The organism is Desulfopila sp. IMCC35006, assembly GCF_005116645.1.
Taxonomy (GTDB): domain Bacteria; phylum Desulfobacterota; class Desulfobulbia; order Desulfobulbales; family Desulfocapsaceae; genus Desulforhopalus_A.
Window position 1 is genome coordinate 265,594 of sequence record NZ_SWCM01000004.1, and the last position, 17,641, is coordinate 283,234.

At 50.2% G+C, this 17,641-nt stretch carries 19 protein-coding genes; 8 read left to right on the forward strand and 11 right to left on the reverse strand.

Annotated elements, in window-relative coordinates; genetic code table 11:
* Positions 1–7 precede the first annotated feature (7 nt).
* From FCL47_RS09510 to FCL47_RS09520, 3 genes are read left to right on the forward strand one after another with little or no spacing between them, the layout of a single operon-like run.
* Entirely contained in the window at positions 8–1,102 is a 1,095-nt protein-coding gene (locus tag FCL47_RS09510) for an amino acid ABC transporter permease (RefSeq protein ID WP_136813262.1), read from the forward strand.
* A 45-nt stretch (positions 1,103–1,147) separates the two neighbouring features.
* Complete coding sequence (locus FCL47_RS09515; RefSeq protein ID WP_136813263.1) at positions 1,148–1,915, forward strand: amino acid ABC transporter ATP-binding protein; 768 nt, start codon at positions 1,148–1,150, stop codon at positions 1,913–1,915.
* Between the two features lie 40 nt (positions 1,916–1,955).
* Positions 1,956–2,579 (forward strand): LysE family translocator, encoded by a 624-nt coding sequence (locus FCL47_RS09520; protein WP_136813264.1) that lies wholly within the window; start codon positions 1,956–1,958, stop codon positions 2,577–2,579.
* A gap of 1 nt (position 2,580) precedes the next feature.
* Here FCL47_RS09520 and FCL47_RS09525 read toward each other — a convergent pair whose 3' ends face one another.
* From FCL47_RS09525 to FCL47_RS09550, 6 genes are all read right to left on the reverse strand, one after another.
* A complete protein-coding gene (locus tag FCL47_RS09525; protein WP_205747267.1) occupies positions 2,581–4,431 on the reverse strand; it encodes an SLC13 family permease in 1,851 nt (616 codons plus the stop codon).
* A 187-nt stretch (positions 4,432–4,618) separates the two neighbouring features.
* Positions 4,619–5,344 carry an ABC transporter ATP-binding protein gene (locus FCL47_RS09530; protein WP_136813265.1) on the reverse strand — a complete coding sequence of 242 codons (726 nt, stop codon included), beginning with the start codon at positions 5,342–5,344 and terminating at the stop codon, positions 4,619–4,621.
* On the reverse strand, positions 5,334–6,110 hold the full coding sequence (locus FCL47_RS09535; RefSeq protein WP_136813266.1) for an ABC transporter ATP-binding protein: 777 nt from the start codon (positions 6,108–6,110) through the stop codon (positions 5,334–5,336). The genes FCL47_RS09530 and FCL47_RS09535 overlap by 11 nt, the downstream gene beginning before the upstream one ends.
* Positions 6,111–6,115: 5 nt before the next feature.
* Positions 6,116–7,063, reverse strand: a complete 948-nt coding sequence (locus FCL47_RS09540) for a branched-chain amino acid ABC transporter permease (protein ID WP_136813267.1) — start codon at positions 7,061–7,063, stop codon at positions 6,116–6,118.
* On the reverse strand, positions 7,060–7,956 hold the full coding sequence (locus FCL47_RS09545) for a branched-chain amino acid ABC transporter permease (RefSeq protein WP_136813268.1): 897 nt from the start codon (positions 7,954–7,956) through the stop codon (positions 7,060–7,062). Before FCL47_RS09545 ends, FCL47_RS09540 begins: the two co-directional genes overlap by 4 nt.
* Before the next feature lie 70 nt (positions 7,957–8,026).
* Entirely contained in the window at positions 8,027–9,151 is a 1,125-nt protein-coding gene (locus FCL47_RS09550) for a branched-chain amino acid ABC transporter substrate-binding protein (protein WP_136813269.1), read from the reverse strand.
* A gap of 382 nt (positions 9,152–9,533) precedes the next feature.
* On the opposite strand from FCL47_RS09550, the gene FCL47_RS09555 reads away from it, so the two are divergent.
* Entirely contained in the window at positions 9,534–10,133 is a 600-nt protein-coding gene (locus tag FCL47_RS09555; RefSeq protein WP_136813270.1) for a DUF3786 domain-containing protein, read from the forward strand.
* Positions 10,134–10,248: 115 nt separating this feature from the next.
* Here FCL47_RS09555 and FCL47_RS09560 read toward each other — a convergent pair whose 3' ends face one another.
* Positions 10,249–10,623: a hypothetical protein gene (locus FCL47_RS09560; RefSeq protein WP_136813271.1), complete on the reverse strand. Its 375-nt coding sequence runs from the start codon at positions 10,621–10,623 to the stop codon at positions 10,249–10,251.
* Between the two features lie 548 nt (positions 10,624–11,171).
* Positions 11,172–11,516, reverse strand: coding sequence for a PilZ domain-containing protein (locus FCL47_RS09565; protein ID WP_136813272.1), 345 nt, complete (start codon positions 11,514–11,516; stop codon positions 11,172–11,174).
* Positions 11,517–12,161: 645 nt separating this feature from the next.
* On the opposite strand from FCL47_RS09565, the gene FCL47_RS09570 reads away from it, so the two are divergent.
* Positions 12,162–12,494, forward strand: a complete 333-nt coding sequence (locus FCL47_RS09570; RefSeq protein ID WP_205747268.1) for a hypothetical protein — start codon at positions 12,162–12,164, stop codon at positions 12,492–12,494.
* A gap of 33 nt (positions 12,495–12,527) precedes the next feature.
* Here the strand turns inward: FCL47_RS09570 and FCL47_RS09575 are convergent, their stop codons facing one another.
* A complete protein-coding gene (locus FCL47_RS09575; RefSeq protein WP_136813273.1) occupies positions 12,528–13,334 on the reverse strand; it encodes an NRDE family protein in 807 nt (268 codons plus the stop codon).
* Complete coding sequence (locus tag FCL47_RS09580; RefSeq protein ID WP_136813274.1) at positions 13,316–13,534, reverse strand: hypothetical protein; 219 nt, start codon at positions 13,532–13,534, stop codon at positions 13,316–13,318. Before FCL47_RS09580 ends, FCL47_RS09575 begins: the two co-directional genes overlap by 19 nt.
* A 404-nt stretch (positions 13,535–13,938) precedes the next feature.
* On the opposite strand from FCL47_RS09580, the gene FCL47_RS09585 reads away from it, so the two are divergent.
* The 3 genes from FCL47_RS09585 (at position 13,939) to FCL47_RS09595 (ending at position 15,671) form a co-directional block, all read left to right on the forward strand.
* Complete coding sequence (locus tag FCL47_RS09585; protein WP_136813275.1) at positions 13,939–14,457, forward strand: CoA pyrophosphatase; 519 nt, start codon at positions 13,939–13,941, stop codon at positions 14,455–14,457.
* Between the two features lie 102 nt (positions 14,458–14,559).
* Positions 14,560–14,937, forward strand: a complete 378-nt coding sequence (locus FCL47_RS09590) for a DUF2237 family protein (RefSeq protein WP_136813276.1) — start codon at positions 14,560–14,562, stop codon at positions 14,935–14,937.
* A gap of 41 nt (positions 14,938–14,978) precedes the next feature.
* Positions 14,979–15,671, forward strand: a complete 693-nt coding sequence (locus tag FCL47_RS09595; protein ID WP_205747269.1) for an arginine N-succinyltransferase — start codon at positions 14,979–14,981, stop codon at positions 15,669–15,671.
* A 26-nt stretch (positions 15,672–15,697) separates the two neighbouring features.
* Here the strand turns inward: FCL47_RS09595 and FCL47_RS09600 are convergent, their stop codons facing one another.
* Positions 15,698–17,545 (reverse strand): lipopolysaccharide assembly protein LapB, encoded by a 1,848-nt coding sequence (locus FCL47_RS09600; RefSeq protein WP_136813277.1) that lies wholly within the window; start codon positions 17,543–17,545, stop codon positions 15,698–15,700.
* Positions 17,546–17,641: the final 96 nt, after the last annotated feature.

A 17,641-nucleotide genomic window follows, 5' to 3' on the forward strand; every position in this document is an offset into this window, starting at 1 on the left:
CACGCCTATGGAAAAGAGTCTTCCCAAACATACGGCTGAAAATTTAAGGCCGCCATTGACGAATATCGGCATTATCGGCTGGATGAAAGCCAACCTGTTTAACGGTTGGTTCAATTCGGCTTTAACCTTGCTGGTTACTTATATGCTCTGGTTGCTGGTGCCGCCTCTGATCTCCTGGGCCTTTATCAACAGCAGCTGGCTGCCGTCCGGGGACCAGTGCCAAGCCGGTGGAGGCGCGTGCTGGTCGGTGGTAACCGCCAATATACGTTTTATTATTTTTGGCTTTTACCCCCACGAGCTGCAATGGCGCCCGCTGGTTGCAATGATTATCCTGATCGCCTTGCTTTTCTATAGTCAGAACCGCAGTCATTGGCGAAAATCACTGTTCTATGCCTGGACGCTTGGCCTCTTTGTCATGGGTGTGTTGCTGCGAGGCGGTGTTCTCGGCTTTAGAGGTGTCGAAAGCAACCTCTGGGGTGGCCTTCCCCTGACCTTGCTGCTGTCGGTCTTCGGTTTGACTGCAGCCTATCCGGTAGGAGTACTGCTGGCCCTTGGCCGCCAGTCCAAGCTGCCCATTATAAAATCGTTTAGTGTTGTCTATATTGAGCTTATCCGCGGTGTACCGCTGATCAGTCTGCTGTTCATGTCATCGGTGGTCTTTCCCCTTTTTCTGCCGGAGGGGCTGGTCATCAACAAGATCCTGCGCGCGCAGATAGCAATCATCTTATTCACTGCTGCCTATATTGCCGAGGTGGTTCGCGGCGGTCTGCAGGGCGTAGGCAAAGGTCAGTATGAAGCGGCGGATTCACTCGGGCTGAACTACTTTCAGACCATGCGGTTAATCATCCTGCCCCAGGCATTGAAAATTGTCATCCCGCCTTCCGTCAGCATACTGATCTCAGCATTCAAAGACACATCGCTGGTGGTCATCATCGCACTGTACGATCTGCTTAAAACAACCCAGACCACTCTTTCCGATCCGAAATGGATGGGGTATTCTGCCGAGGCATATATTTTTGTCGCTCTTATCTATTTTGTCTGCTGCTTTGCCATGTCCAACTACAGCAGGCGACTGGAAAGAGAACTTGATACCAGCCTGTAATGCTGCTGAGCAATCAATTTTGACCAGGAACCGTAAAGAGAATCGATGAACTCAAAACAAACCGAAAAGACGAACGACGAAGCCCCGATCATCATCATTGAAAACATGCACAAATGGTACGGTGATTTTCATGTCTTAAAAGATATCAACCTGACGGTCAAAAAAGGCGAACGGATTGTTATCTGCGGTCCATCCGGATCTGGAAAATCGACCCTTATCCGCTGCATTAATCGCCTTGAAGAGCATCAGCGTGGAAAAATAATCGTCGATGGGATTGAGCTGACCAACGATCTGAAAAATATCGAGAAAATTCGCACCGAAGTCGGCATGGTCTTTCAGCATTTCAATCTGTTTCCCCATCTGACTATCTTGGAGAACCTGACGCTTGGCCCTATCTGGGTGAGAAAAACGCCGAAGAGGGAAGCGGAAGAAACAGCCATGTACTACCTGGAAAAGGTGCGGATTGCCGAGCAGGCACAAAAATTCCCCGGCCAGCTGTCAGGCGGACAGCAGCAGCGGGTGGCCATTGCCCGGAGCCTGTGTATGAAGCCAAATGCCATGCTCTTTGACGAACCGACCTCCGCTCTTGACCCGGAGATGGTCAAGGAAGTCCTCGATGTCATGATCAGTCTCGCCAGAGACGGGATGACAATGATCGTTGTCAGCCACGAGATGGGTTTTGCCAAGAGCGTAGCCCACCGGGTTCTCTTTATGGACGGTGGGGAAATCCTCGAACAAAACAATCCGGAGGACTTTTTCAATAATCCGCAGCATGAGAGAACCCAGCTGTTTTTAAGCCAGATTCTGGATTGATGGTGTCGTCCATGACCACCTGCTTCCGCCGGCAATCATCATGATTAACTTTTCACTGCTGGCAGTGTTTATTCCAACCTGTTTTATGATTTCCCTTACTCCCGGCATGTGCATGACCCTGTCCCTTACCCTGGGGATGTCCATCGGCGTTCGTCGCACGTTCTGGATGATGTGGGGCGAACTGGCGGGTGTGGCCCTGGTATCCATTGCTGCGGTGGCCGGGGTAGCAACGGTCATGCTGCACCACCCAACCCTGTTTATAACGTTGAAATATATCGGCGGCGGGTACCTGCTCTTCCTCGGCATTCGACTTTTTCGGGCAAGCGGCAAACCATCTGTCGCTGAAAACCTCAAATCAACACGACCAATGGGCCCCAGAGCACTCGCCGGTCAGGGATTTTTGACCGCCGTGTCCAATCCCAAGGGGTGGGCTTTTATGATTTCGTTGTTACCGCCCTTCATTGACCGGGCGTATCCGATGGTCCCGCAACTGTCCATCCTGCTGCTCATTCTTCTCCTGGTTGAATTGAGCTGCCTGATTATTTATGCCAGCGGGGGACGTCGCCTCGGAACCTTTCTCGATCAGCAAGGAGGAACCGAACTGCTCAATAAAATAGCGGGAATCCTGATGATCGGCATCAGTGGCTGGCTGGTAATAAGTTGACTTAAATGGCAAAAACGAACTTGAGACACAGCATCAGCACCCCGGCATACAAGACGGTCATACCAAGCCCTGCCCGCATGTAATCCATGGTTCGATATCCTCCCGGACGCATAATCAATGCATTAACCTGATGTGTCGGCAGGATAAAAGTATTGGAAGCGGAAACAGCAACAACAAGGGCGGCAACCAGCGGATCGGATCCTATCGAAAAAGCCATATTCATGGCCAGAGGTACCATCAGCACAGTGGCCCCCACATTGGAGGCGACCAGAGAAAAAAACGATGTCAAAAGCGAGATTACCAGCATCAACAGCAGAGGACTGGGAGTACCGATTGTCGCGAGCACTTTTTCCGCGATATATGCTGCAGTTCCTGTTATTTCAAAGGCCTTTCCGAGAGGGATAAGGCCGGAGAGTAGAAAAACCGTCCGCCAGTCAACCGCCTCATAGGCTCGATCTGCCGGTATAATGCGCGTGAGTATCATGCCCAGGGCACCGGTGAGCAGAGCGATAGAGAGTTTCACCTCAAACACCAGGGCCAGGGTTAAGGCCAAAATAAGAAAAAAAACAGCGCAGCGTGTTCGCTCAGGTTTGAGCTCTTCCCCCCTTATGTCATCTATTAAGGCAATGTCCATCTGATCGGTCAGCAGGCGAAACTGCTTCCAGCGCCCCTGCATCAGGATCGTGTCCCCCTGTTGGAGTTCGGTAACATTGATTTCATCCATGATGATTTTATCACCGCGAACAATCGCCAGCGGATTTATTTGGAAAAGACGGCGAAACTGCAGTTCTTCCATGGTATGCTGACTGAGATTGGAGTGCGGAATGACAACGCCCTCAACCACCCCAGATTCGTCGGGAAAATTTTCGTCGGCAAACACCTCATGTTCGGGTTTGACGAGCCAGCCCTGTTCATCGACCAGACGCTGGATATTCTTCTCGCTGCTCATCACCCACAAGGAGTCTCCCGCCTCGACCACCGAATCTTTGGTCGGCGCGAATTCTTTCTGATACCCATCATTTTTAGCAATACCGACCACAGTAATATGATAGCGGGGGCGAATCTGCAACTCACCCAAGGTCTGGCTGGGATAAAAAGCCGGGACGGCCAGCTCGTAACTCCGCCCGACCTCATCGCCGTAAATCTCCTGCAGCCGCCGGTCCATGCACCCTTCATCATCCAGGCAGCAGAGTCCGGCGGGAAGGATCTTTCTGCCGAACAGGGCAAAATAGACGACTGCCGCAAGAAGAAGGGCAACGCCTATGGGGGTTACGGTAAAAAGTCCGTATGGTTTGAACGGGTGGCTGGCCATTGCTTCAGAATTATTCTGCCACCACCCCTGCATCAGGTCGTTGAGCATGATAAGCGGACTTGAACCGACCAGGGTCAGACAACCGCCGATGATCGCACAAAAGCCCATGGGCATCAGGATTCTGCCGGGGGAAAAATTGAGCTGTCGGCTGATCCGCATGGTGGCCGGCATAAAGAGGGCTGCGGCACCAATATTCTGCATGAAGCTGGAAATGAAGGCAACGGTCAGGGAGATAACTGCCATGATCCGGACTTCACTGCGACCGACAATTTTAATGATCTGGCCGGCAATAGAGTTCATAACCCCGGTTTTGTTCAGGCCGGCTCCGATAATCATCACCGCAATTATGGACACCACCGCATTCGAACTGAGGCCGGAAATCGCCTGCTCCGCTGACAACACACCGGTCAGAGGGAGCAAGACCATCATCAGCAGGCCGACGAGATCGACCCGCAAGAGATCTGTAACAAAAAGAAAAATTGCCAGTCCGAGTAAACAGAAGACAATTATCATGTCCTTGGTGATCACGGTCATCTCCATGCCATTTCTCCTGGGATAGCAAAGGAAGAAATGCCTGAAACTGATGCAGGCACATAAAAGTTATTGATAGCAATCATAACGTCGATCGTTGCAAACTTCAAGGACGTTTTATTATTTAATTAATTTCTTACGCACCGAGGGTACCTTCACAACAGCGACCGGCAACATGCAAATAGCGCTGAAAGAACTACTTCTTCTGCTTGCCGAGATACGCTTCCTGAATGCGTGGCGAATTGAGCAGTTCTTCGGACTGTCCAGAAAAGACAATCTTGCCAACCTCAAGAACATAACCGCGATCAGCCAGCTTTAAGGCAGCCCGGGCATTTTGCTCGACCAGCAGTACGGTCACCCCTTTGGCGGCAATTTTTTTAATCTGGGCAAATATCGCTTTCACCAGAATAGGGGCTATGCCCAGGCTCGGTTCGTCAAGCAGCAGCAATTCCGGCTGACTCATCAGCGCCCGGCCAATGGCCAGCATCTGCTGTTCTCCGCCGGACAGGGTACCTGCCAGCTGCGATTTACGTTCCTTCAACCGCGGGAAAAGGTCGTACACCCAGGACAGGATCTCCTGGTCGACCTTACTCTTGGTGTAGGCACCGAGCAGGAGGTTTTCTTCTACGGAAAGAATGTTAAAAACCCGCCGCCCTTCGGGAGAATGGCTGATGCCCAGAGACACCACCTTATGGGCGGGCAGCCGGGTGAGTTCATGCCCTTTAAACATAATCGAACCGCTCTCAGCTTTGATCAGACGGCTGATTGCCCGCATGGTGGTAGTCTTTCCCGCGCCGTTTGAGCCGAGGATCGTGACAATTTCACCTTTTCGAACCTGCAGCGAGATCCCCTTAATGGCGGCAATACTGCCGTAGGAAACCTCAAGGTCGGAAATTTTAAAGAGTATTTCTTCAGAAGTCATCGTCATCGCTCCCCAAATAGGCTTCTATCACTGCAGGATTTTCCTGAATTTCCGCCGGTGTCCCTTCAGCAATCTTGCTGCCAAAATTGATAACAGTGAGGTATTCCGTCACTTCCATAACCAGATCCATATCATGTTCTATCAGCAAAATGGTTATGCCTTTTTCCCGAATCCGGTAAATTGTTTCAATAAGTTTCAGAGTCTCATTATCATTGAGCCCGGCGGCGGGTTCATCAAGAATAAGCAGCTGTGGATTAACTGCCAGGGCTCTGGCCATCTCCACGCGACGCTGAATACCATATGCCAGAGAACCAACCGTATGGGCTGCGTATTTCTGCAGATCGAAAAATTGGAGAAGGTCGTACACCGCCTGCCAGTTTTCTCTTTCGTCCCGTCGGGATGCTGGGGTATGAATAATTCCATGCCACAATTTCTGACTGCTTTTGATGTGCCTGCCGCTCATGACATTTTCCGCCACACTCATCTGGCTGAATAACCGGATCGTCTGGAAAGTCCGGACAATGCCCAAACGGACAATTTTATGTGTCGGCAGTTGACTTATTTCTTTTCCCTGCCAGGTAATGGACCCTTCTTCACAGGGGTGAATACCGGTGATACAGTTGAATACCGTCGTCTTACCAGCGCCATTGGGCCCGATCAAGCCATAGATCTGCCCCTCCTGGACATGAAGGCTTAAGTCATCGACGGCGACAAGGCCGCCAAAGCGTTTCGTCACATGGGTCAAAATCAAATCGTTTGCCGCCATATCCCTCACCCTTTCTCAGTAAATATTTTCGGGATTCTGCCGAATTTGGCAGGCCATAGGCCACGAGGACGCAGAATCATGGTGAAGATCATGGCAAAACCGAAAATAAAATATCGCCAGGTGGAAAATTCGCGAAAGATCTCCGGCAGCACAAACATGACAAACACACCAAGGAGAATACCAGGAACCGAGGAACCACCGACAATGACAATGCTGAAAAACAGCACTGACTGCAGGAAGTCAAAGGCCTCTGGACTTACCGCCGAATACTGGTTGGCATAGACAGTTCCGGCCATCCCGGCTATGCCGGCGCCAAGGGCAAAGGAATAAATCTTGTACACCCGGGTGTTGATCCCGACACTCCCGGCAGCGAGGTCATCCTCACGCAGGTAATGCAGGGCGCGGCCGACCTTGCTCGATTCCAGATTCCGTAATATAAAAAGCGTAAGAATAAGGGCTGCCAGCGCCACATAATAGGGAGTAAACTGCTGATATGCCGCAAGACCAGGTATGCCGAGCATCTCCAGACCGAAGATGCCATTAGGCCCGCCGGTAACGCCGCCAAGGTTGTTCTGCAGGGCCTGGACGAAGACAATATTGAAACCAATGGTCGTAACTAAAAGATAATCGCCGCGTAAATGGATGATCGGCCCGGCCAGCAGCACTCCGAAAATTGCCGGAATAATTATAGCCAGCGGCAGAGTGGCGAGCAGCGGCCAGCCAAACACGGCATTGCATATCGCCGTGGTATAGGCACCAAGGCCAAAAAAAAGTGCCTGTCCCATATTAAACATCCCAGCCTTCCCAAGGACAATATCCTGACTCAAGGCGACAATAGTAAATATCACAAAGGTCGTCGCCACAGCCAGCCAGCGCGAATCAAGCAAAGCGGGGAGCAGGGCCATTACGACAAAAAACAATGGGTATCCGAGTTGTTGTATTTTTTTCATCATACTTTTTCCGCTACCCTCTCGCCTAAGATTCCAGTCGGACGGACTATGAGAATGACAATAAGAAGAATGAAGGTAAAGGCGTCCGCCCAGGTGCTTGAAATATAGCCGGCAATGAAAGCGTTAAACAGACCGAGCAGAATACCACCAAGCATTGCTCCCGGGATGTTGCCAATACCACCTATAATTGCCGCAACAAAGGCATACAAACCATATTGCCAGCCCATATTGAAGGTGATGCCCCGGTAGTAGAGACCGATAAAGAGTCCGCCGACCGCACCAAGCGATGAACCGATCAAAAATATCGTGACGATAATGTTATTGACGTTTATGCCCATCAATCGGGCAGCATCCTGATCAATGGCACTGGCCCGAATGGCGGTACCGATTTTGGTCTTTTCCACAAAAAGATAGAGCCCGACCATGAGAATCATGGAAAGAGCCATGATGAGTACCTGGATCAGACTGACGACCACCCCGCCTATATCCCAGATAATTGTTGGCAGAAGCTCTGGAAAGATGTGCATTTGCGGTCCCCAGAGCAGCATGATGCCATTCTGAATGACCATGCTCGCGCCAAGGGCCGAAACCACTGCAGATAAGCGCGGAGCACTCCGCAGGGGTCGGTAGGCAAGCCTCTCGATGGTAAAACCGAGCAGGGCGATGGTGATGATAGTCAGGATAAATACGCCGACGACGACCAGCACCGACACTTGGCCGCCAAGGAGCTGGGTAAAGACAAACAGACCGACAAACGCCGACCCAGCGACAAGATCGCCATGGGCAAAGTTAATCAGTTTCATTACCCCGTAGACCATCGTGTAGCCAAGGGCGATCAGCGCAAACATGGAACCAATGGTGAGCCCGTTTACCAGCTGCTGTAAAAAAATATCCATAGGATCTTGTTCTCAGCTTTAAGGGGATACGAGCAACGGAGCGAAGGTCCGTTGCTCGTTATATGGCTTGTTATTTATGGACTATTTTATAGCTTCCGTCTTGTTGAATTTCGTACGCCATATAGCCACTGCCAACGCGATTGCCATCAGGAGCAAACGAGATAGGCCCGGTTATCCCCGGATAATCTTTGAGAGTGTGGAGATAATCCGCCGCTTTTTTGGTATCGAAACTTTTGTTTGTTTCCATGGCATGGATAAATGCACGCATCCCATCCACATTCAAAATGGTCCAGATCGACGGGGGCATCATGTTATATTTAGCTTTATATGCCTTCAGGAAATCCTTGGCGAGATCGTACGGCAGAATCTCGGGACTGGGGACATTGATTATGTAGGTACCTGCAGCGGCATTACCGGCCAGTTTAAGAAAGTCCACATTGTCGTTGGCGTCGCCACCGATGAAATCTGCAGTGATGCCCAACCCTTTCTGCTGTGAACGGATAAGACCACCATCAGAATAGTACCCCGCGTAAAAAATAACATCAGGATTCTTCGACTTGATCTGGGTCAGAACAGGCGTAAAATTCTGCGAACCGGCTTTGACCTTTTCACGGGAAACGATATTGCCGCCTAGCCCTTTGACCGAATCGGCAACGGCTGTAGCCAGGCCGTCTGCATAGCTGGAAAAGTCAGAGAGGATAGCAATCCTCTGATATTTTTTCACTTTGACCATATAATCGGCGGCAAAGGTAGCTTCGGCACTATTCGGGAAGGAGTTCCTGAAAAATGTCCAGTAACCATGCTCGGTCAGCGTATCGCTGGTACCATCGCTGGTCTGCAATACCCCTGCTCTGAAATACGTAGTCTGGGCGGCTTCGGCACAAGTTGAGGTGTACGAGCCGATAACCATGGAAACCCCCTTGTTGACCAGATCTTTGGCACAGATGGCGGCTTTCATCGCGGTGCCTTCGTCATCACAGGAGATAACTTCTATCTGTCGCCCCATGACGCCGCCTTTGGCGTTGATCTGCTCGGCCAGCAACCGGACCGATTGATCTATTCCCTGCCCTTCATTGGCATATGCACCGGTTATGGGGGCCTGGACACCAACTTTCAGGGTCTCTGCGGCAAATACAGGAGTGACCAGAAAAACTGAGGCCACTAAGGACAGTACTAATGCTTTGGATTGCAACATTTTTTCCTCCAACTAAGTGTTATGGTTGGTCTACGGAAACAAAGAATGCAGGAATTGCCAAGGCCAGTTCTCCGTAGACTAAGTTATGGATTCTTCATTTGTATGGGTCTCGATCAAGCCGAGCCAAATGAAACTCCCATTGAGCACTTCAATACCAGGAAAATGATGATGTTCAATTTTGCTGACAATTGCATACCATGAAAGTATACAATCATCAACTATGTTTTTTATGTATTCCGGAAGCCGAATTCATGGCACGACCCGCCCGATACCAGCAATTACTGTTGCGCGTTCCATCCTGAGCCGATACACTTTTGTCAACCTCAATACAATCGACATAGGAACAACAATAATCATATACTCCTCAATTTCACGGTAGCCCATGACAGAAATAATTGACAAAAGCTATTTTCACGAACTGAACAATGCCAGCCCGGAAACTCTCTGCAGAAATGGGAGATGCCTTTACAATAGCGATACGCACCAATACAATCTTGAAATATGGGGCGGTCAGTACGACATTGACCCGGCTAATCAAACGATCAGCCAGGCTCCAGGAGACAGTCCACCCCTCCATGAATACTTTGCTATTTTTGCGATGTACTACCTGCTCCGGGTGCAGGATATTCCTGTGCAGGGACAATGGGTTTCCGAAAAAGATCTTCCCGGTGGGACCACCTTCTTCAGAGGCCCGCACCTCATACCAACCGATCTCATAAGCAACACATTCGGCAACGATCTGCAAAATTTCAAGAACCGGTGTATAGCGCTGGGTGGTGCACAGATCGATATGGCCGATGCAGCCTACAGTTTTCACATTACGGCGGATATTCCGGTAGCGGTTCTCTTCTGGACAGGAGATGAGGATTTTCCTGCGGAGGCAAAAATTCTTTATGATCAATCAATAGCGGAACAACTTTCGCTGGATATCGTCTGGGCCCTTGCGGTTGGGGTGTGTGCTCGAATCAGCTCGTTTGCTTAGGGGAAAAGACTGATGACGGGCTAGTGGCAAAACAGCTACCGCGGCGGGGAAAATGAACCAGATAAACGATGCGGGAGATTATCTGGTTCCCATGCGCTCTAAAGTCAACAGGAGATCAATATCCACTGCCGACGATGAGGTTGCTCTTGGTTCTTTTGGCATAGGTATTTTTTTCCTTGCCCTTCCACTCGTATTTTACCCAGGTCCCTTCAGGAGTTGCCTGAACGACAGCCTCATAGGCTGGAGGTGCTTTTTCTTTCAAATTACTTCCGGCAAGCGTGGGGTGAACAAGCAGCATGCCGCCATCTTCCATGATAAAAATATAAGGTTCATACGCCTCGGCTTTGAAATCCATGGCATCCTTGCCGCTATCAATTCCAGCAACAATTGCATCGACATTGTGAATGATGGCAGCTTTATCTGCAGCCCAGGCACCTGCCACAACAAAGAGTACTGCTAAGAAAGACAGAACTTGCGTTAACCGTTTCATTATTTCCTCCATTTTGAAAGTAACAGCTGACGATCCAATAAAATCAAGCCGATCGGTCGTTTGCACCGGGCTTTTGTTTATCGGACTTCATTTCAGAGAAGAACTTCCCTGAAATCCTCTGACTGACCTCTTTCTGCAATGTGTGCTCTATGTCGTGCGCCTCACCTCCCTGTATACAGTTAAAATATGTTACCGGTTCAAAAAACCAAGCCTCCTCGACATGTTCCTGCAACAATAAATTGTAGCATTTTCCATGCCAATTTAACCCGTCACTCAATCGTATTACCGGAGCCCTGCCTCCGGTAATACGAGGAAATTGCCTTCCAGCCTAAATGCAATTTTTGCACACTGCTGTGCAAATTTGAGTACATCCCGCCACCCAAGGGGTACTCAACTGAGCACCTGACAAGCAGGTGTTACCACGAATTCCGGCATATTTCTCATTTACCGGGGGTGGTTACATTGTCCACTGCTGGACTCCTGGTTGATGAAACTCTGCAGGACACCAGGCTCCTTTTCCTGAAACGGCTCAACACAGGGACGTGATATCATTCCGGCTGGGACTGATCGCGTATTTTTCGATAATACAGGGGAATCAAAATAAACCATTCCAACCGGTTGTCAAAACGTACCGCTGCTCCATCTTTCTCAATTCGCATTATGCTTCCAGCAACGTTTTCAATCTTCAAACGGCTGTGCTCCCCTGCAAACACAATGTCAATAGTACATTGCTGCCCGACAGTCAGGCGGTCGCTCATTTCCATGAACAAGCCGGTTATACTGATATCACGCAACATCCCACTATATGTGTTACCGGTCTCCGGTACAGAACAAATGCCCTCTGAAACAAAGGGCATTCGTACCGAGACACGACGCTCATCAATTTTATCCATTTCAAACCTATCACAAAGAGATTGCTCGCTTTCACTTATCAATCAAGTACGTCGTGGTGCCGAAATGTTGGTCTCACCAGAAATACACTGTGAAAGAAATTTTTGATTCCCCCTCGAATGCAGCCTACCAGAAAGAAATTTGACTGATATGGATGATAAACAAATGCAACGAGAAAATCGACCTTCAAATGTCTTCAAGATACGCCGGCAACGAAAAGCACCTTCGTGCCATCCGGCACCTTCAATGGATTGTGTAAATCTCCACAAGGCATGATCGCAACAGGATGACACCGAGGCGGCTTGCCCCAAAGATTACCGGGAGACCTCTACTGCCACAAATATTTTTTATCTTCAGTACGTTAGCAGCACAGACCTGGAACTGGTTCGGAAACAGCAGGTATCTGTACATCCGGGTTCAGGCCGAATCGGGACCACCATTAACAGTGAAGCCGCCTTCGTTGATCAACCGCCTGCTCTTCTGGCAAGATCAGGCAACGGCTACCTGTTGCGATAAACAGTGGTGTTATGTATAGTTCTTGACAATTCATTGCTGTTTTATTCAAATCTAAAAGAGCTGGCTGCCACACTCCATTAGGTAATGTGGCAAGCAAACAGATATGAAACGCTCTACTTAAAGGAGTTTCAATGCTCGATTCTAGAAAGATGCTCGTGACATGTCTCGTGCTGCTCACATTGCTCATGTCCTCACAGGCTGCTATGGCGGCATCGGTTGATCAGAATGCAGACGTAAAGATCAATAGCCCTGAGGCTATGGCTGTCGATCTCCTCGCCGCACGACCACTCGGCCTCGTGGCTATGTTAGGCGGCACCGTGGTTTTCGTGGTATCATTGCCTTTTTCAGCCCTCGGCGGGAATACAGAAGATGCCTGGAACACACTGGTGGTGACACCTGCGGAATATACCTTTCATCGACCACTCGGCGATTTTAATCAACAGCCCGCTGCCCCAGGCAATTAATGCCTTGCGGGGCAGCGTTTCTTGTCGGCACTATTAGCTCTGCATAGAGAGATGGTGGATTTTTGCTGAAACGCCTGTTCCGGGTGATCTGAGAATCGTTTTTTCAAAAAACGCAATCCTTCCCGTATCCGCCACGGTAATCACGGCAGAAGAACGCGTCCCATAATCGACCCCGTTAATAAAGATGGAACCCAGCAGCCGCTCCCAGTCAAGTCCCACCTTTGTATCCGGAAGCTGGTCATCCGGTGGACAAAAATCATCTTCCAGCAAATCGAGCAGCTGGGCGGCATCGATATGATCGGTGGCAACCATATGCGGATGCAGCAGGTCTTTGCCTCGTGCCACTTTGGGCCAGGGGACGTCAAGCAGATTATTGCTAAGCCCGTAAAACCCCGGGCCAAGCCTCCGTATCCCTGTTGATCTATTGGAATAATAATAGAGCCCCTCCCTATCGCCCAGAACCAGATTAAAACCGTTATATCTTTCACTCTTTCCTGCAAGTCCCAGCAGATACTGCCCGGCATCCTTTGCCCCGGTAAGATAGTCCATCAGGATCTCACCGCGGGACGGAGCCTCAGGCTTATTGGCCTGTGGGTCACGATAATTCGTAATGGCCGCAAACTTCAACTGCGCGGTAATCCCCAGCCAGGTGCCTCCGCCCTGCAAGTCCCGCCCGGCCAGGATCGTTTTTTCCTCATTTAAAAAAGCAAGAGGCGCGGTCGGGCGACCCAGGAACTCATCACGGTTTGCGGCAACTACCAGCCGATAGCCGGGCGTAGATCGATAGGAGAAAAACAGCAGACACATAGTTGCAACCGGCGCTATGATTTCTGGGGCCACTCGACCCCTTTTTCTTCCTCGACCAGATAGCAAAATCTGGCCCACTCAAACTCTTTTCCGGAAACAGGGCACCTGAGTGTTATCGTGTTTTCACCGATGGCCGCGATCTCCCAATCCCCTTTCCTGCGTGAATCTTCAATACGGATTTTCTGGCCTACCTGAAATGGATACGACCTGAAGACGGTGACGTCATAATGCATATTTTTCTCCTCATAGTTACGCTGTCCACAAATTTTCCTTCCATCTGCCAACTTACTGCAATACGATAATAATTCTGCAGGGTGATTACCACTAAAGTTCCGCGCAGAAGCTCCAGAGGGATATGAGGTGCCCTACGCCCGGGTGTTCCGCAGCCTGGATGGCTGCGGTCAAGCCCCCAGGGATGAGTTTGTGGCGCCCCGCGCAAAGGGCACCTCATATCCCCACATAGCTGAACTTTAAGGGTAATCACCTTCAGCAATTGAATTTTATCCTCCCCATGAAACCGTATCACAGTTGCATATCCAAAGAAAAAGGGTACTTTATAAGAAGTACCCTTTAAGTGAACATTTGAAAACAAGCTTTAGCAACCACCTGCTGGTCTGCAACCTTTTGGGTGAGCCCCATGTCGATTTCTATAAAAACAGCCAGTGCCGCCGTTGCCATCATCAGGAGCCTTGTCCCCAGCGAGAGTTTTCTGGTCCTGAGAAGAGTTATCCACCCGGAAGATCCGTGGTCCGGGCACTTTTCCTTTCCCGGTGGCAGAAAAGATGCAATCGATCGGGACCTTTTAGCCACCTGCCTGCGAGAAACCCGGGAAGAAACCGGTATTCTTCTGCATACAGACCAGCTTCAGCAACGTCTCCCAACTGAGACTGCGGGGCAGAGATCGCAGAACCATGTTCTCGTCGAACCTTTTCTGTTCACCATAGAAGACAGGCCGAATCTGACTCTTTGTCCGGAAGAAATACAGAGTGCCTGTTGGCTCCAGGTAGAGAAATTTCAAAACCCTGCTCTGCACAGAAGCGTGGAAATGCTGCCAGGACGGCTCTTCCCCGCTTATCCGCTCGAGGATTACTATCTTTGGGGCTTCACGTACCGGCTGCTGCTGACAATTCTGCAGATGGACAAGGGCCTCAGATAGTTTACCATTGACATCCAGTCACGTACTGCTATATGAAAATCTGTGCCTACAGTATGCATCATAGCTGCTCACTACCAACAAGTCTGACCTGGAGATATTATTATGCCTGAATATAAAAACGTTCTCGGTACCCCTTTAGAAATATGCAGTATCGACCCAATGACCGGTTTTACCCGCGACGGAAGCTGTAAGGTCACGGCTGATGACTACGGCGTTCACGGCGTCTGCGTCCAGGTGACACAAGAGTTTCTCGAATTCTCCAAGCGCCATGGCAATGATCTCTCCACCCCCATGCCGATGGCCGGATTTGCGGGGCTGCAGCCGGGAGACCGGTGGTGCCTCTGTGCATCCCGATGGAAGGAAGCTCTCGATCATGGTGCAGCGCCACTGGTCAACCTGGCGGCAACCCATGAAATTACACTGAATTTTGTCTCTTTAGTCGACCTTCTTTCCCATTCACTGGAAAATGGCCATAGCTGAGACAGCGGGCGTCAGGACAGACACTGACCGGAGAATCAAATATGACAGAAGAACTGTTCAACCAGCCGTCACCGCAGCATAAGTCGAGTTTTTCGGCAATGCAGGTCCTGGGGATGGTATTTATTTCAACGTGCATCGCCGTTGTTACCACCCTCCTGGTAATTAAAGTTTATCTCTTCCCATCTGCCTTCTCACCTGTTGAACTGTCTCCCGGGGAGGCACGACAGCTGGCGGCAAAAATCGAGAAACTGGAAGGGTTCAATGACGCATCGGCACCGCAGAAAAATGAACATGGCAAAGACGGCTCCCTTATTCCGGAGAAGTACAGTGAAGACGGGGCGACCCGGGATATAAATTTCACCGAACGTGAACTCAACGCCCTGCTTGCAAAAAACACCGACCTTGCCAAAAAACTGGCCATTGACCTTGCTGATAACATGGTCAGCCTCAAACTGCTCGTTCCCCTTGATCCCGACCTTCCGGTGCTTGGCGGCAAGACCTTGAAAATCAAAGCCGGAGCCGAGCTCGCCTACCGGGATGGAAGGCCGGTACTGAAATTGAGAGGCATCAGCCTGATGGGGATTCCCATGCCTAATGCCTGGCTGGGCGGCATGAAAAACATCGACCTCATCAAAGAATATGGCACCCAGGAGGGATTCTGGAAAACCTTTGCCGATGGGGTCGACTCTATTCATGTGGTGGAAGGTCGCCTGAAAGTCCGATTGAAAGAATAGCGACCGGCTGACACTCCCCACGGTCCTCAGTTGGCTGGTGGCTGAATGCCTGTGTCAATGACCGGCGGCGTCTGGTTCCTGATCGTTCCTGGCAGGTTCTCGGTTTGTTCAGGTGCAGTAACCGATCGGTCCAGGCCGTTATCCTGAGCGGCAGGCGCTATGCCTTGATCTGCCGAGTACACCAGGTTGGGATCGATCGCGTTCATTTCCTGCTCTACCCGGGCAATATTGCTCTGTACTTTTGCGGCAATTTCCACATTGGGATATTTGACCAGAATATTTTTCAATAATCTACGGCTTTCCACCAGGAGCTTTTTTTTGCTCTCCAGATCAGTGGTTCTGGTAAATCGAATAAAGTAATCAGCGGCTTTTTTTCGATCAGCCTTTGCCGCCTCCAGCGACAGCTCGTCAATTTTAGCCCTGGCTTTATCGGCATACTCGGTATTGAGAAGAGTATTGAAAACAACGAGGGCCTCCTCGTATCGTCCTCCGTTCGCCAGCAGCATCCCATTGTTCCACTGGTTCTGAAGGTCCTGAATCTTGGCCATCTTGCCGGCTTCGCTGGCAACGGCCTCCGCTGTTTGGAGTTCTTCGATTTTTGCTTTAACAACCAGCTGCTTTTCAGGACTGATCATGTCGAGGGGGATATTCTCGAGCATCCTCAGAGCTTTGTTGATATCCTTTTCTTGACCGACTTTACCCACCTCGGCCATAACGCCGTTAAACCATCTGTCCGCCGCAGTCCTGACCGAATCCTTGATAAAATCCACATTGGTTGAGACGGGAGAATAGGGATAGTCGGTCTGAAATTTGTCCGCACGAGTGAGCAGTTTATATCCGTCCCGTTCCGGGAGGTATCCCAGATAATCTTTCAATAGCGCTGCAAAATCGGTCAACTCCGGGCTGCCGCCGTCCTTGAATCGAGCGAGTATCGCCAGCTGAAGTTTGGCCCACTCTTCAACTTGACCAATTTTTTCGTAGTCCGCGGAAATCTTCTGGTACTGCGTGGCCGCCGATGGGTAATTTCCTGAAGCTGTATAAAGATCTGCCAGAACCTTGCGCAAAGAGACGATATCGGTGGCCTGTTCAGTGGAGTCGGCCATCTGATCGACCACTTTCTGATATATCTCCGCAGCTTTCTCCTCCTGATGGAGATACATCAGAGCCTGCGCATAGAGCAGTTTGGTGCGAAGATGCGCCTGATCGGCCTGTGCGCCGGGAATTTTCGACCAGACCTGAATGACCTGCTGATATTCCCTGTTTCCGGCATATTTATCGATCATCGTTTCAAACTGCGTCAGATCCGCCCCTTCTGCCGGTGGGGCCCAGGCAACATCTTTGTCCTCCGATTCAGCCAGTAACCGACCACAGACACCTTCCACGAAGGCGATATCGTTTTTCTGGAGCTGGAAGAACTCATCAGTGCTGATTTTGTCAGAAGAATCCCCTCCCTGAACCTGAAGCAGCTTTGTGCGCAATTCACTGTAACCGTTTAAAATATCCTGAAGCTGAGCAAAACAGCTCACCATCTCCCTCGCTTCCTTATCGCTCACCTTCGTGATGACCGACTGATTATCGAGCTCCTTCCAACGATCCAGTTTTCGCCCATATTCATAAATTCTATCGTTCACAAAGCTGGCGGAAGGCACAGTCGCCTCCAGGTCCTGCTCGACTATCTTCTGTTGATCCGGCAGATCAGTGGTAATTGACGGCCCGAGGTTTTCAGAACTTCCGCTCTCCTGTCCGGGAACGGATGCAGGCTGACCTGCGGCAGTTGACGGACCGGAAGACACACTCGATCTTTCAGGTAAAGCACAGCCATTAAGCAGAACAGCACAAAAAACGATACACGCACTCCACAGTAGTTTCTTCATGTTATTTCGATCAAGTTAACGTTGATATTTAAATTTTTTCATACCGGCACATACCGCGCCGATTTAATGGATTATTGAAAATAATTGAGCACAGCA